The organism is Pseudofrankia sp. EUN1h (assembly GCF_001854645.1).
GTDB classification, from domain to species: Bacteria; Actinomycetota; Actinomycetes; order Frankiales; family Frankiaceae; genus Pseudofrankia; species Pseudofrankia saprophytica.
In genome coordinates, this window is the sequence record NZ_MBLN01000063.1 from 1 (window position 1) to 13,605 (window position 13,605).

Annotated in this window: 10 protein-coding genes; 6 read left to right on the forward strand and 4 right to left on the reverse strand. The window is 75.0% G+C overall.

Features of this window, described 5'->3' with window-relative positions; translation table 11 throughout:
- Positions 1-31: 31 nt before the first annotated feature.
- The 4 genes from BCD49_RS44240 to BCD49_RS22865 are packed head-to-tail and all read right to left on the reverse strand — an operon-like array spanning position 32 to position 4,416.
- On the reverse strand, positions 32-484 hold the full coding sequence (locus BCD49_RS44240) for a hypothetical protein (protein WP_007515154.1): 453 nt from the start codon (positions 482-484) through the stop codon (positions 32-34).
- Positions 481-1,383, reverse strand: a complete 903-nt coding sequence (locus BCD49_RS22855; RefSeq protein WP_007515153.1) for an ABC transporter ATP-binding protein — start codon at positions 1,381-1,383, stop codon at positions 481-483. Before BCD49_RS22855 ends, BCD49_RS44240 begins: the two co-directional genes overlap by 4 nt.
- Positions 1,380-2,201, reverse strand: coding sequence for an ABC transporter ATP-binding protein (locus BCD49_RS22860; protein WP_007515152.1), 822 nt, complete (start codon positions 2,199-2,201; stop codon positions 1,380-1,382). Before BCD49_RS22860 ends, BCD49_RS22855 begins: the two co-directional genes overlap by 4 nt.
- Positions 2,188-4,416: an ABC transporter permease subunit gene (locus tag BCD49_RS22865; protein ID WP_071041889.1), complete on the reverse strand. Its 2,229-nt coding sequence runs from the start codon at positions 4,414-4,416 to the stop codon at positions 2,188-2,190. The genes BCD49_RS22860 and BCD49_RS22865 overlap by 14 nt, the downstream gene beginning before the upstream one ends.
- A 493-nt stretch (positions 4,417-4,909) precedes the next feature.
- On the opposite strand from BCD49_RS22865, the gene BCD49_RS22870 reads away from it, so the two are divergent.
- The 6 genes from BCD49_RS22870 to BCD49_RS22895 all read left to right on the forward strand — a co-directional run bounded on the left by BCD49_RS22870 (position 4,910) and on the right by BCD49_RS22895 (position 13,533).
- Positions 4,910-5,962 (forward strand): Zn-ribbon domain-containing OB-fold protein, encoded by a 1,053-nt coding sequence (locus tag BCD49_RS22870; protein WP_007515150.1) that lies wholly within the window; start codon positions 4,910-4,912, stop codon positions 5,960-5,962.
- Positions 5,962-7,176 (forward strand): lipid-transfer protein, encoded by a 1,215-nt coding sequence (locus BCD49_RS22875; RefSeq protein ID WP_071041890.1) that lies wholly within the window; start codon positions 5,962-5,964, stop codon positions 7,174-7,176. The genes BCD49_RS22870 and BCD49_RS22875 overlap by 1 nt, the downstream gene beginning before the upstream one ends.
- A complete protein-coding gene (locus BCD49_RS22880; RefSeq protein WP_007515148.1) occupies positions 7,173-8,327 on the forward strand; it encodes a thiolase domain-containing protein in 1,155 nt (384 codons plus the stop codon). The genes BCD49_RS22875 and BCD49_RS22880 overlap by 4 nt, the downstream gene beginning before the upstream one ends.
- 54 nt (positions 8,328-8,381) lie before the next feature.
- Positions 8,382-9,308 carry a cyclase family protein gene (locus tag BCD49_RS22885; protein WP_007515146.1) on the forward strand — a complete coding sequence of 309 codons (927 nt, stop codon included), beginning with the start codon at positions 8,382-8,384 and terminating at the stop codon, positions 9,306-9,308.
- 131 nt (positions 9,309-9,439) lie between these two features.
- Positions 9,440-12,508, forward strand: a complete 3,069-nt coding sequence (locus BCD49_RS22890; RefSeq protein WP_007515145.1) for a helix-turn-helix transcriptional regulator — start codon at positions 9,440-9,442, stop codon at positions 12,506-12,508.
- 185 nt (positions 12,509-12,693) lie between these two features.
- Complete coding sequence (locus BCD49_RS22895) at positions 12,694-13,533, forward strand: alpha/beta fold hydrolase (protein WP_007515144.1); 840 nt, start codon at positions 12,694-12,696, stop codon at positions 13,531-13,533.
- The last annotated feature ends 72 nt before the right edge of the window (positions 13,534-13,605 follow it).

A 13,605-nucleotide genomic window follows, 5' to 3' on the forward strand; every position in this document is an offset into this window, starting at 1 on the left:
GAGCAGGAGCGGGAGCGGGAGAGCAGGAGCGTCAGGCGGGTGGGTTCTGGCGGTCGAAGAGGATGCGGGCGAGCCAGAAGCGCAGGAACGCGGCCATCGAGTAGCGCACGAACAGCGCGGCGCCGACGACGCTGAGCGACACTCCGACCGTGCCCAGGACGATCGCGTCGCGTTGCTGCAGCGGGTTCGTCGTCCCGTGCGAGATCACGTACGCGATGATCCCCAGCACGGGCCCGGCCGCCAGCAGCAAGGCGCCCAGCCGCAGCAGCGCCCCCTCGGTCCGAGTCCGCGGGTCGCGGATGCGCAGCGCCGCCATCTGGGCCCGGAAGTCGTCGGCTCGGCCGGCGCCGCCCGCGTCACCCGCCCGTCTGGCCACGGCCGGTGGCGGCTGCCCGGCCTCCCCAGCGGGGCCGGCCGTGCCGGCGGCGCCGGTGGTGTCGGCGGTGCCGGTGGTGTCGGCGGTGCCGGTCGTCTCGATCGTCACGATCTCACCTCGTCGATCGTCGTCATCGCGTCATGCCTGACCGCGGGCGCCCGGGCCACGCGGTGCCGCACCTGGCCGGGGGCGGCATCGGGACTGCTCTCGTCGCGGGCGGACCGGCCGCCCAGGTAGGCGCCGGAGAGACCGCCGGCGATGTCGGCCGGCCGGCCGGCGGCCGCGATCCGGCCCTCGACCAGCACGGCCGCGGTGTCCGCGACCTCCAGGACCGCGGCGGCGAACTGCTCGACCACGATGATCGTCACGTTCTCGGCGGCGATCGCCCGGACGGACGCGTACAGCTCCGCCACCACCAGGGGCGCGAGCCCCATCGACAGCTCGTCGAGCAGGAGCACCGCCGGGTCGGCGACGATCGCCCTGGCGAGCGCGAGCATCTGCTGCTCGCCGCCGCTCATCGTGCCCGCCGGCTGGTGCAGCCGTTGGCCCAGCTTCGGGAACCGGGCGACCGCCCGTTCCTCGACGTCGGCCCGCGACCGGCCGCCGCGGTAGGTCATCATCCGCAGGTTCTCCCGGACGGTCAGGCTCGGGAAGACTCCCCGTCCTTCCGGGATCAGGCACAGCCCGCGCCGGGCCAGGTCGACCGGGTCGGCGCCGGTCACCCGCCGGCCGCCGAGCACGACCTCGCCACCGCTCGGCGCGTGCAGACCGGCGACGACGCGCAGCAGGGTCGACTTGCCGGCGCCGTTCGGGCCGAGGACCGCGAGCACCTGGCCCGCGCCGACGGCGAGGTCGACGCCGTGCAGCACCTCGACCCGGCCGTAGCGGGCGCGCACGCCGCGGGTCTCGACCAGCGGCGCAGGCGCGCCGCCCGCAGCGGCGCCGGGCACGGCACCCGCGCCCGGCCGTGGCCTGGTGGTCGCTCCGGCCGGTGGGACGACGGTCATCGCGGTTCCTTCCCGCCCGGACCGGCCGTGGCGGTGAGACCCGCACCGCCCGGGTCAGCACCGGAGGCGCTGGCGGCAGCGCCGATCCCGGCGGTCGCGGCGTCGGGGACGGTGCCGAGGTAGGCCTCGCGGACGCGGGGGTCGGCGCGCACCGTCGCCGGGTCGCCCTCGGCCATCAGGGTGCCGAAGTCGAGCACGTAGAGGTGCGCGCAGACGCCCATCACCAGCGTCATGTCGTGCTCGACGAGCAGGATGGCCAGGCCCTCGCCGGCGAGCTCGCCGAGCAGGTCCGCGAAGGCCGCCGTCTCCTCCTCGTCCTGGCCGGACGCCGGCTCGTCGAGCAGCAGCACCCGCGGGCGCACGGCCAGCGCGCGGGCGAGCTCCAGGCGCCGGCCGAGGCCGGTGGGCAGCGTGTCCGCGCGGCGGTCGGCGAGCGCGGCGAGGCCCACTCGGGCGAGCAGCTCTCGCGGGTCGGCGCCGCCGCCGGGCGCCGAGCGGCGGCGCAGCCGGGCTGCGAGCTGCACGTTCTCCAGGACGGTGAGCTGCCCGAACAGCTCCAGGATCTGGAAGGTCCTGGCGAGACCGCGCCGGGCGCGCCGGTAGGGGGCAAGCCGGGTGATCTCCTTCCCGTCGAGCAGCACCTGGCCGGAGCTGGGTGGGAGCAGGCCGGTCAGGACGTTGAACAGCGTGGTCTTGCCGGCGCCGTTCGGGCCGATCAGCCCGGTGACCCGGCCGGCCTCCACACCGAGGTTGACGGAGTGCAGCGCGACGTGGCCGCCGTAGCGGACCGTCACGTCGCGGACCTCAAGCAGCGCCAACGCGAACCTCCCCGAGGCTGGGCTCGTCGACGCTGGCCAGGGCCAGCCGGGCGTCGAGGACGTCGAGGTCGGCCTGGCTGACCGGGGCGTCGAAGCCGAGCCATTCCAGCGGACCGGACAGGCCCTCATCCGGCCCGGCGGGGGCGGTGGCCGCCTCGGACAGGGCGGTGGGCACTCCGGACGCGCGGTCGGCGAGGGAGCGGGCGAGCAGGGGCGCCGCGACGGCGACCACCAGGATCCCCAGCAGGAACACCCCGCCGTCGACCGCGTGCACCAGCCGCAGCACCCACAGCCCGGTGACGACGCCCAGGGAGCCCACCAGTACCGCCGGCACCCGGCGCACCGGCTCGTAGGCCGGCCGCAGCACCGACGGGATCAGCCCGTTCGGGTTGGCCGCGAGCGCCAGCGCGGCGAGGCCGGCGAGGGTGGCGGTCACCCGGGCGGCGGAGTCGCCGGCGGCGCTGCTGACCGCGGCGGTGCCGAGCAGCAACCCGGCGGCCAGGCCGCTGCCGATCGAGCTCACGCCGGCGACGACGACGAGCAGCAGCAGGGTGAGCCCGGTGAAGAAGCTGAAGGAGTCCGCGGTGGTGGAGCGCACCGCGGAGGCGTAGACGCCGCCGCCGAGCCCTGCGAGCCCGGCCGACAGGGTGAACACGGCGAGCGTCGTCAGCCGGACGTTCATCCCGAGGGTCGCCGAGGCGGCCGGGCTCTCCTTGACGGCGATGAGCCGCTGGCCGAGCTCGCTGCGCCGCACCGCCACGACGACGAGCGCGGCGAGCACGAACAGCACCGCACCGGTGATGAAGAACGCCTTCGCCGAGTCGGTGTGGAAGCCGCCGACGCGGAACCGGTCGGCGGACAGCGTCCCGCCCTGGAACAGGTCGAACCGGTGGCCGGCCACGGTGAACGACGGCAGCTGGAAGATCCAGTTGTCGAGGGTGACGGCGAACGCGCCGGTCAGCAGCGCCAGGTAGATCCCGGAAAGCCGCAGCGCCGGCAGCGACACCACGGCGCCGACGACGGCGGCGACCGCGACCGCGAGCAGCAGCGCCGCCGGGTTGCCGCCGTTGCCGGCATGGGCGACGACGGCCGCGCCGATGCCGGCGAAGCTCAGCTGGCACAGCGAGATCCGCCCGGCGTAGCCGACGAGTGGGACCATCGACACGCCTACGATCGCGAGCCCCCACATGGACGTGGAGGCGTAGAGGTCGGCCTTCGACAGGGTCGTCGCCGCGATGACCGCCCCGAAGACGACGGCGGCGCCGAACCACAGCCMGCCGCCCCAGGTGGGTGTCGGGGTGATCTCGCGCACGGCGAGCGCCGGCCGGCCGCGCAGCCGGGAGGCGCGCAGCACCAGCAGCGCGACGAGCAGCACCAGCACCGGCACCACCGGCAGCGCGCCGCGCAGGTACTGCTGGCCGTAGTGGACCTTCGGCAGGTAGCCGACGGAGTAGTCGGCGGCGAGGCCGACGGCGAGCGCCCCGACGAACGTCATCGGCAGGCTGCGCAGCCGGCCGATGACGGCGGCGGCGTAGGCGTTCACGATCAGCAGCGTCAGCGGGATCGCCGACATGGTGAGCTTCGGCGCGATCAGGATCCCGGCGAGCGCGGCGAGCGCGGTGCCGGCCATCCAGGCCAGGCGCGCCGACGTGCTGGGGCGCGCGCCGTTGAGGGTGGCCAGCCCCGGGTCGTCGACGCGGGCGCGCATCGCGATGCCGGCGCGGCTGTGGTGCAGCAGCAGCCACAGGGCGAAGGCGACCGCCGCGGCGACGCCGAGCACGAGCACGTCGTTGTAGGGCACCGAGATGGTGCCGAGGTGGAAGCCCTTGCCGGCGAACAGCTCCTGGCTGCGCCGGAACGTGCTCGGGTCCCAGAGCCACTGGACGAGCGAGACGAGCACGACGAGGACGGCGACGGTGACGACCAGCCTGGTCGACTCCGGGGCGCCGGCGAGGCGGCGCATCACCACCCGCTCGAGCAGCAGGCCGAACAGCGGGGCGGCGACGAGGACGCAGAGCGGCAGCGCGAGCGGGGCCGGCAGCCCCCAGCCGACGGCCAGCTGCCAGTAGGTGAAGGCGGCGAGCATCCCGGTCGCGCCGTGGGCGATGTTGAACACGCCGGTGGTGACGTAGGTGAGCGTCAGCCCGGACGCGCTGATCGCGTAGATGCCCGCGGTGGTCAGGCCACTGATGGTGAAGACCAGGAACTCGTGCACGCGCGACCTCCCGTCCCCCTGCCCGCCGGCTGGCGGTCTCCAGCCGGCCTGGGTCGCCGGGCGACCACGGCCGCGCCGCACGGCGCGGCCAGCCCGGCGATCACGGCCGCCCGCACGGACGGCCGGCAATCGCTGTGGCYTACGCCACAGGACGCTCGGGGACATAGAACACGTTCTTAATCGATCATGCAAGGTTTTCACCCGAGTCGCCCGCCAGCAGCCACGAGCCTCGCCGAAAGGCGGCACATAGTAATCATGCAAATACTATGCGCGATATGAGGGCAGTCCGAGATGCCCGTCTCGCGCGGACGACCGGCACCGTCACCGCCAGCGCCCTACCGAGGCATCACTAGAACACGTTCTCGTTGTGCGGTAGAACGCGGTAGAAGTAGGAACACGTTCTCGTCGCGGCGCACTCGTCGCGGGGTTCTCGTCGCTCTCCCGCCCGGCAGGTCCGCGCGGGTGGGCGCGACGCCGGGAGGCAGCCTTGCCTGTGTCAGCTGGTGCCAGGTCTGGACCAAGGATTGTCACCAACACCGTCGAGTTCCCCTACCGCCGCAGCCTCGGGCCGGTGGTCGGCACCTTCGTCGCCGCGCTCGCCCGGGGCCAGATCCTCGGGGTGCGCAGCGGCGAGCGGGTGCTCTGCCCACCGCTCGAGTACGACCCGGACACCGGCGCCGCCACGTCCGGCGAGTTCGTCGCCGTCGGGCCCGCCGGCACTGTCCGCTCGTGGACGTGGGTGGGCGAGCCGAGCACGCGCCACCCGCTGGACCGGCCGTTCGCGTTCGCCCTCATCCAGCTCGACGGGGCCGGCACGAGCCTGGTGCACGCGGTCGACGCCGGCGGTGAGGACGCGATCCGCGCCGGCCTGCGGGTCGTCCCCCGCTTCCGCGCCGAGCCGGCCGGGCGCACCGACGACCTGGCCTACTTCGTCCCCGAGGGTGTCGAGACCGTCCACGCGGGCGTCGTGGACGGCGCCACGCTCGCGGCCGCCGCCGGCGAGCCGCGCGCGCCACTCGAGCCCGTGGAGACGATGGAGTTCTGGTCGTCGCTGACCTACAAGGAGGCGCTGTCGGCCGCCACCGAGCGTTACGCGCGCTCCCTGCTCGCCGGCCAGCTGCTCGGCCAGCGGTGCCCGACGTGCGGGAAGGTCTACGTCCCGCCGCGCGACTTCTGCCCGATCGACGGGATCCCCCTGGACGAGGGCGACGACCTGGCGCTGCCCGACCGCGGCGTCGTCACCAACTTCACGATCGTCACCCCGGTGAAGTACCCGGGCCAGAAGGAGACCGAGCCGTTCGTAAGGGTCTCGGTGCTGCTCGACGAGGTCGATGCCCTCATGGGCCTGCAGCCCGTCGTCGACGTCTCCAACGAGGAGGTACGGGTGGGAATGCGGGTCGAGGCGGTGTGGGTGCCGATGGCGGAACGCAACTCCGACGAGATCGGCAACCGGGGGTGGGGATCCGCGTCCGGCGCGATCACCGGGTGGCGACCGACCGGCGAGCCTGATCTGCCCGCCGAGCGCTACATCGACCGGGTCTTCTGATGGGCACCGATCTGGGCTCGAACGGAACCAGGGAACCGGTCTTCGGCGAGCCGATCGCCATCGTCGGTTACGCCATCTCGCCGATGACCGAGTTCGCCGAGGACACCGAGGTGCGGCTCTGCCTGGACGTCGTCACCCGGGCGCTCGCCGCCTCGGGTCTCGGCCGCAAGGAGATCGAGTTCACCTGCTCGGGCAGCGCCGACTACCTGTCCGGCGGCACGTTCACCTTCGTCGCCAATCTCGACGCCGTCGGCGCCTGGCCGCCGATCCGCGAGTCCCACGTCGAGATGGACGGCGCCTGGGCGCTGCACGAGGCGTGGGTGYGGCTGCTGATCGGCGAGGAGCGCACCGCGCTGGTGTTCGGCTCCGGCAAGTCGTCCACCGGCGACCTGTCCCGGGTGCTCGCCCTGCAGACCGACCCCTACTACCTCGCGCCGCTGGGAGCCGACCCGCTCTCGCTGGCCGCACTGCAGGCGCGGGCTCTGCTCGACACCGGCCGGGCGACCGAACGCGACCTCGCCACCGTCGCCGCGCGGGCGCGCCGGGCGGCCGCGACCAGCCCCCACGCCCTGCCCGCCTTCGCCGCCGCCGGCGCCGCCGGCTCGGACGGCGGGAGCGGCGGCGACAGCGAGAGCCTGGACACCCAGGTCGACGCGCTGCTCGCGGCCGACTACGTGCGCTCGCCGCTGCGCGCGCACGACACCCCGCCGGTGACCGACGGCGCGTGCGCGCTGGTGCTCGCGACCGCCTCCGTGGCCAACCGGCTCGCCGCCGAGAAGGGCATCACCCCGGTGTGGATCACCGGCCTCGAGCACTTCGTCGAGCCGCACCAGCCGGGCATGCGGGACCTCACCGACTCGGTGTCGACGAGGCGCGCGGCCCAGGCGGCCGGGCTCGCCGACGGCGGCCCGGTCGAGGTGGCGGAGCTGTCCGCGCTCTACAGCCACGAGGAGATCATCCTGCGGGACGCCCTGGGCCTCCCGGACGACTGCGAGATCAACCCGTCGGGCGGGCCGCTGGCCGCGAACCCGACGATGGCCACCGGGCTGGTGCGCGTCGCCGAGGCGGCCAGGGCGATCCACGAGCGCGGCGTGAGCCGGGCGCTCGCGCACTCCACCTCCGGCCCGTGCCTGCAGCAGAACCTCGTCTGCCTGCTGAGCGGCCAGCCCTTCGGCCAGGAGGCAACCACCAGCCAGGAAGGAGGGGCGCGGTGAGCGGCGAGCCGTGCGCGGTCATCGGGATCGGCCAGACCCATCACAAGAGCAAGCGCCTGGACGTGTCGCTCGCGGGCCTCGTCCGGGAGGCGGCGGCCCGCGCGCTCGAGGACGCGGGCCTGGACTGGCCCGACATCGACGCCGTCGTCATCGGCAAGGCACCGGACGCGTTCGAGGGCGTCATGATGCCCGAGCTCTACCTCGCCGACGCGCTCGGCGCCGCGGGCAAGCCCATCCTGCGGGTGCACACCGCCGGCAGTGTCGGCGGCTCGACCGCGATCGTCGCCTCGCACCTGATCCACGCGCGGCGCCACCGCCGCGTGCTCGCGGTCGCCTTCGAGAAGCAGTCGGAGGGCAACGCCCAGTGGGGCCTGGCCGGCGGGAAGTCCGGCGGCATGGGAGCGGGCGGCATCTTCGCGCCGTGGATCCGCTCCTACATCCGCCACTCCGGCGCTCCCGAGCACATCGGCTGGCAGGTGGCGGTCAAGGACCGGCTCAACGCGCTGAAGAACCCGTACGCCCACCTGAAGATCGCCGACATCTCGATCGAGAAGGTCCGCGACTCCTTCATGCTCTGGGACCCGCTGCATTTCCTGGAGTCCTGCCCGAGCTCGGACGGCGCCTGCGCGATCGTGYTGACCGACGAGGCCGGCGGCCGGGACGCGGCCGCCGCGGGCCGCTCCCCCGCCTGGGTCGCCGCGACGGCGATGCGCAGCGAGCCGACGTCGTTCCCCGGCCGCGACCCGGTGCGCCCGCGGGCGGGCGTCGACTGTGCCCATGACCTGTACCGGGCGGCCGGCATCACCAACCCGCTCGCCGACATCGACGTCGCCGAGCTGTACGTGCCGTTCAGCTGGTACGAGCCGATGTGGCTGGAGGGCCACGACATCACCGGCCCGGGCGGCGGCTGGAAGCTCGTCGAGAGCGGCGAGACCGAGATCGGCGGCTCGTTCCCGGTGAACCCGTCCGGCGGCGTGCTCTCGTCCAACCCGATCGGTGCCTCCGGCATGCTGCGCTTCGCCGAGGCGGCCCTGCAGGTCCGCGGCCGGGCCGGCGAGCACCAGGTCGAGGGCGCCCGCACCGCCCTCGGCCACGCCTATGGCGGCGGTGCCCAGTACTTCGCCATGTGGATCGTGAAATCCTCGCTGTGAGCCGGGCGGCCACGGGCCCCGCCTAGCAGCGGTTGCGATCGAAGGAGATCACCGGTGCCGTTACCCGACGAGTTTCACGCGCTGGCTCGGAAGGTCAACAACTGGGGCCGGTGGGGGCCGGAGGACGAGCGGGGAACGCTGAACCTGCTCACCGACGAGGCGATGCGCCGCGGCGTCGCGTCGGTGCGGTCGGGCAGGCGCTTCCCGCTCGCGATCCCGCTGTCCCAGAACGGCCCGCAGGTGGGGTTCATCCCGGGGCGGATCAACCCGATCCGCACCATGATCTCCCTGAACGAGCCGCTGACCGGCGACCCCGCCCAGGTGTGCTTCTCCGACGACATCTTCGTGATGGGGGCGCAGGCCGCGACCCACTGGGACGCGCTCGCGCACGCCTCGTACGACGGCCGGATCTACAACGGCTTCGGGTCGGCCAGCGTCACCGCGGCGGGCGCCGCCCGCTGCGGCATCGACAAGGCCGGCCCGGTCGCCGGGCGCGGGGTGCTGCTCGACGTCGCCCGGGCCAAAGGCGTCGAACGGCTCGACGGCGGCTACGCCATCACCGGCGACGACCTGGACGCCGCCGCCGACCTCGCCGGCGTCACCGTCGAGCCGGGCGACATCGTGCTGGTCCGCACCGGCCAGATGCGGCTCCTGCACGCCGGCGACAGGATGGGCTACCTCTACCCGGTCGCCGGGCTGTCGCTGCGCTCGGTGGAGTGGATGCGCGGGCACGACGTCGCTGCCGCGGCCACCGACACGATCGTCTTCGAGGTCTACCCCTGCGAGCTTCCGGACGTCGAGCTACCCGTCCACCTGCTGCACCTGGTGGAGATGGGCCTGACCCAGGGCCAGAACTTCGACCTGGAGGCCCTCGCCGCCGACTGCGCCGACGACGGCGCCTACACCTTCCTGCTGGCGGCGACCCCGGAGCCACTCACCGGCGGCCTGGGCGGCCCGGTGGCTCCCATTGCCATCAGGTAACCCCTGAGGCGCGCCACGCGCCGCGGCAACAGGCACGGCCCGGGAGAGCGAGTCCCCTGCCGCGCTCGGCGTCTCCGGTGTGGCGTCGCGGTTGCGGGTTTCGCGGCCCTGGCCGTCCCTATTCTGGCGTCGTGGGACGCCCGCGGTTCTGCCTATCGCTGGTCGGCCGGGACGCCGAGGTGCGTCAGCTGCGCGCGGCGCTGGCGGCGGCTCGCGGCGGGGCAGGGCGGGCGGTCGCGGTGGTCGGGCCGGCCGGGAGCGGCAAGTCCCGGCTGGTACGCGACGTGCTGGCCGAGGACGCCCGCGGCGCACGGGTCCTCACCGGCCGCTGCGTCGACCGGGAGGAACGGGCGAGCCTGCGCCCGCTGGTCGAGGTCCTGCTCGCGGTCACCCGCGCCGGGCCGTGGCCGGCGGACGCCGGGCTCGCGCCGTTCGTGCCGGTGCTCGAGCACCTGCTCGCCCAGCCGACGGTCTCCGCGCTCGGTTCACCCGGCGAGAACGCGGCCGTGCTGGTGGGCGAGGGCCTGCTGCGGCTGCTGCGCGGACTCGCCGAACACCCGGCGGGCCCGGCGGGCAGGCCCGCCCCCGACGACCCGCCGGCGCCGGCGGGCTACACGGTGCTGGTCGTCGAGGACGTGCAGTGGGCGGACACGGAGACGCTGACCGTCCTCGACTACCTCAGCGACCATCTCGCCGACCAGCCCGTCCTGGTCGTGCTGACACAGCGGTCGGAGGTCACGGGCCCGGGCGCCGGGCTGCTGGACGCGATGCGCCAGCGGCGCGCCCTCGACGTGCTGGAGCTCGGCGAGCTCGGCCCGGCCGAGGTCCACGCGATCGCGGCCGACTGCCTKGGCGGCCAGCCGCCTCCGCCGGGATGCGACCGGCTCCTCGCCAGAGCCCAGGGCCTGCCGTTCCTCATCGAGGAGATCCTGGTCGCCGCCTACGAAGACGGGCTGCTGCGTGAGACGGCGGACGGCTGGGCGCTCACGGACGCGGACGCGAGCGTGCTGCCCGCCGGCTACACCCGGGCGGTCGAACGACGGCTCGCCGCCCTGGGCCCGTCCGTCTCGACACTGGTGCGCGCCGCGGCCCTCTTCGGGCAGCTCAGCGACTGGCCGCTGGTGGTCGCCGCCGCCGGGGCCGACCAGGACGCCGGGCTGCGCGCGCTGCGGGCGGCGGCGAACGCCGGGCTGATCGTCTTCCGGCACGATCCACCGGGCGTCGCCTTCCGGCACGACCTGGTCCGGGAGTCGGTGCTGGCCACGTGCCCACCCGGCGAGGCCACGCGGCTCGCGCGGGCGGCGCTCGCGGCGCTCCAGGCGGCGCGCCCGCGGCCGGCGGGCCGCTGGCTGGAGACCGCTGTGGCGCTCAGCCTGCGCGCCGGCGAACAGGCGGGCGCGGCGCGGATGACGGTCCAGCTGGGCCGTGACGCTCTCGCGGACGGCGGAACGGCGAGCGCCCGGGAGGCGGGGCTGCGCGCGATCGCGTGGACCGACGACTCCGACGTCCGGGTCGAGGCCGCCGGCCTGCTGTTCGACGTTGCCCAGCGGGTCGGTGACGTCGGTCTGGCCGAGACGGCCGCGGCTGGCCTGGCCGGCGCCGAGGTCGAGGCAGGGATCCGCGGCGGAGGCCGAACGGCGGTGCTGGCCCACCTCGGGGTCGCCGCCGCGGCCGTCGCCGCCACCGACTGGCGAGCGGCGACGTCCCGGCTCGCCGCGGCGGCTCTCCTGCTGGCCCCCGCCGCCCTCGACATGCCGGACGACGCCGCTACGGACGACGCCGCCCTCGACCAGCCGGCGGTCGTGAGGTCGGCGCACGAGGCCAGCCGTTACCACGCCCTGCGCGCGGAACTCGCCGCTGCGCGCGGCGACGAGGATGGTGCCCGCCGGCACGCCGCGGAGGCGGTGCGGCTGGCGGACGCCGGCGGCAGCCCCGTCGCGGTATGCCAGGCGCTGCGGATGCTTGGCCGGCTGACGCGCAGGTCCGATCTGGACGGGTCGGTGGCCGCCTTCACCGAGGCGTTGCGGATCGCCCGGGCGCACGGTCTCGTCGACGACGAACTGCGCTGCCTGTCCGAGCTCGGCATCGTCGACATGCTGCGGCGCGGGGACGTCGACGGCCTGCTCGCCGCCCGTGAGCGGGCGGCCGCGTTGGGCGCGCTCGCCACCGCGGCGCTCGTCGACCTGCAGATCGCCGGAGCGGCGGCGCTGTGCTTCGACCCGGCGACGGCTCTGGAAGCCGGGCGGCGTTGCCTGGACGTCGCGCGGCACTATCCTCTGCCGTCGGTCGTGCCGATGGCGCTCGTGCAGGTCGCCACCGCGCACGTCGTCGCGGGGCGGGCGCGGGACGGCGAGGCGGCGCTGCGCGAGGCGTTCGGGCTGGCGCCCGACGAGCCCGACGTCGCCGCGTCCGGCTGGGGCCATGCCCGCCTGCTGGGCGCGCTGCTGCGGGACGACCGGGCCGCGGCGCTGGACGCGGCCGACAGGGCCGTCGCCGCGAGCCGGCTCGCGGGCCGCACCATCCCCGGCCTGTTCTGGGCGCCGTGGGCCCTGCTGCACCTGGCGCCGGGCAGGGCGCGGGAAGGCGGCCGGGTGGCGAGCCGCCGCCGGGCGGACGAGGCGCGGGTCGCGGCAGTCGTCGGCGCGGCGGACGCGAGCGGGATACCGGCGAACCTGGCCCTGCGGCGTCTCCCCCAGGCCGTGCTCGCCGCGGCGCGGGGCGATGTGGGCACCGCGGACGAGCTGGTGGCCGAGGCGGACGACGCGATGCGCGCGCTCGGGAGGTTCGAGGGCTGGTACCAGCTCTGCCGCTGGCTCACCGCCGAGGCGGCGCTCGCCGGCGGCTGGGGCGATCCGGCGAGCTGGCTGCGCGGCGCGCTGGGGTTTTTCGAGGACGGCGGGCACACCCCGGTCGCCGCCGCCTGCCGCGGCCTGCTGAGCCAGGCCGGAGCCGCGGTGCCTCGCGGCGGACGGCGTCTGGCCGCGCTGCCTTCCGCGCTGCGGGCGGCCGGCGTCACGAGCCGGGAGGCGGAGGTCCTTCGCCTCGTCGCGGGCGGCCTGTCCAACCGCCAGGTCGCCGCCGTCCTCGTCCTGTCACCACGCACCGTCGAGAAGCACGTCGAGCGGCTGCTCGCCAAGACCGGCGCGGCCAGCCGCACCGGGCTGGTCGCCTGGGCCAACACCCACCACGTCGTGGGGTAGGGCGGCACGCGGGCGAGGCGGCGCGACCAGGCGGCGCGTCGGCACCGGTGAAGCAGGCCCGGGTCGCGGGCGCTACGTACCGGACCGTCCAGGGCGGTGGCGCTGCGGGCGCTGAGTACGTGGTCGGCCGCCGGAAAGATACGTGATCTCACCGCTGTGGTGGACCAGCGCCGGCGGCGACAGTCATGGCCATGACGAACATGCCTCCCGCTGCTGATCGGACCGTCGACCATGACGACCTCGGCGTCGACGCCGGACCGGGCGAGCCGGCCCTGCTCTACCTGAGTGGTCTGGGCTCCCCCCGCTCGATGTGGCGCCCCCTGGCCGGGACGACCGCCTTCTGGCGGCGCAGCGTCGCCGTCGACTGGCGCCGCCATGGGACGAACCCGCCCGGGCCCCACGACTACGAGTGGGACGACCTGTTGGCCGACGCCGTCGGTGTCGTCGACGCGCTGGGCGTCGGGACGTTCGTCCCGGTGGCGAACGCGCATGCCGGCTGGGTCGCGCTCGAGCTCGCCCGCCGGTTCCCCGACAGGGTGCCAGGCGTCGTGCTCGTCGACTGGATGGTGCTCGGCCCGCCGGCGCCGTTCCTCGGTGGTCTCGCGGCGATGCGCGACCCGGCCCGGTGGGAGGCCGCCGTCGCGGCGCTCACCGCGTCGTGGGTTCACGGCCACGAGGACGTCCCTGGGCTGGTGGACCTCGTCGAGGGAATGCGGGCGAACGGTTTCTCGACGTGGTCGCGCGCCGGGGAGCTGATCAGCGGCGCGTTCGCGCGCCACGGGAGCCCGCTCGCCGCCTTCGGCCGGCTGCACCCACCGGTGCCGACGCTGCACCTGTACGGCGACCCCGCCGACGAAGGCTATCTCGTCGCCCAGCAGGTCTATGCCCAGAGCAACCCGTGGTTCCACGTTCGCCGGCTCGAGGGGGCACGCAGCCACTTCCCGATGCTCGAAGCCCCGGGCGAGATCGCCGCCAGCGTCGAGGACTTCATCAGGACGTGCGTCCTGGCGCCCGCCGCGGGCTGACCGGCCGGGTCGCACCCTGGGCGACGAGCGCGGCCTCCCGTCAGCAGGTGGAGAGAATCCGCGCCTGGGCCG

Coding starts and splice junctions, on each gene's coding strand:
- BCD49_RS22855 (WP_007515153.1), bottom strand. CDS start 1,383: ATGACCGTCGTCCCACCGGCCGGAGCGACCACCAGGCCACGGCCGGGC.
- BCD49_RS22895 (WP_007515144.1), top strand. CDS start 12,694: ATGGCCATGACGAACATGCCTCCCGCTGCTGATCGGACCGTCGACCAT.